The organism is Streptomyces sparsus, from assembly GCF_054776295.1.
In genome coordinates this window covers 1-1,194 of sequence record NZ_BAAHCA010001227.1, presented here as the reverse complement: position 1 = coordinate 1,194, position 1,194 = coordinate 1, and the positions used below count along the sequence as shown (strand labels likewise).

General features: G+C 72.0%; 2 protein-coding genes. One reads left to right on the top strand and one right to left on the bottom strand.

Translation table 11 applies throughout. From position 1 onward, the window contains the following. Positions 1-429, bottom strand: a 429-nt coding sequence (locus ACYVE9_RS27565) for a MurR/RpiR family transcriptional regulator (protein ID WP_461030612.1), incomplete at its 3' end; no start/stop codon positions are given. 158 nt (positions 430-587) lie between these two features. Here ACYVE9_RS27565 and ACYVE9_RS27560 point away from each other — a divergent pair. Next, on the top strand, positions 588-1,013 hold the full coding sequence (locus ACYVE9_RS27560; protein WP_461030611.1) for a hypothetical protein: 426 nt from the start codon (positions 588-590) through the stop codon (positions 1,011-1,013). Positions 1,014-1,194 lie beyond the last annotated feature (181 nt).

Here is a 1,194-nt window from a genome sequence, read left to right as displayed (position 1 = left end):
GAGCACCGGCAGCGGGCGGGACGCGGCCAACAGCCGCCCGGCCGTCAGGACGGGCGCGGGCTCGGCCAGCTGGGCGGCGAGCAGCCGCAGGTTCTCGATCTCGGCGTGCACGGCCTGCTGGTACTCGTTGGGGGCCGCGGCGGCGTCCGCCGCGTCCTCGACGCCGGGCGACGTCTCCCGCAGGTGTCGGCGCAGCGCCGGGTAGCCGTCGAAGCCGAGGGCGACCGCGAAGCGCGTCACCGACGGCTGGCTGACCCCGGCCAGCTCCGCCAGCTCCACGCTGGACATGAACGGCGCGTCCCCGGCCCGGCGGACCATGCAGTGCGCGATGCGGCGCTGCGTCGGCGTGAGCCGGTGCCCCTCGAAGAGACTCTGCAGCCGCGCCCCTGCGCCGCCCATGCCGCCCACCTCGCCCCTCGTCGCACTCATCCGAGTCATTCGGATCATCCGGATCGTTCGGATCGCTCGCACCGTGCGGTTCGCGGCGATCATTCAGAAGACCCTGACTCTGCATGACTCCATACACAGGGGCAAGTGGGGGGCTAACCCCAGTGCCCTGGCTCGGCGGCGTCCGTAGCGTGACGGCCATGAGTGCCCCTGACCCAGAGCTGAAGAAGGAACTCGACGCGACCTTGCAGACCCGCAAGGAACTCGGGCCCGAGTACGAGAACGAACTGGTCGACTCCTTCCTGGAGAAGGTGGACCAGCGCATGGAAGCGACCATCGACAAACGGGTGCGTCGCCAACTGGCCGAGCAGCAGATGGTGGTCGCCTCGCGCGGTTCACGGCGCTCACCCGACGGTGAGCAGTCGGAGGGGTTCGGTTCGCCCTTCGGACTGGCGGCGATGTCGCTGGTGCTGGCCATCCCGCTCTCGGCGATCGCCGCGGTGAACGCGGGCCGGCTGGGCCTGATCATCGCCTGGCTCGGCATCGTGGGGGTGAACGCCCTGCACTCCGCGCACCGCTTCCCCCTCGGCCGTCGTCACCGCGGTGAGAACACCGCCCTGGACTGACACCCGCCCTCTCGACGGCGGCTGACCGCACGGGCCGGTGCGTATGAGCAGGTGCGCACGGGCCGGTGAACGTGGGCGGGGCAGCGGGGCAGGGCGGACCGTGGGCGCGCGTCCGGACGCCGGGACGCTAGTCGGCGCGCGAGGGCCGGGCGGACCAGTCGTCGAGTCCCGCCGGACGTCG

Coding starts and splice junctions, on each gene's coding strand:
- ACYVE9_RS27560 (WP_461030611.1), top strand. CDS start 588: ATGAGTGCCCCTGACCCAGAGCTGAAGAAGGAACTCGACGCGACCTTG.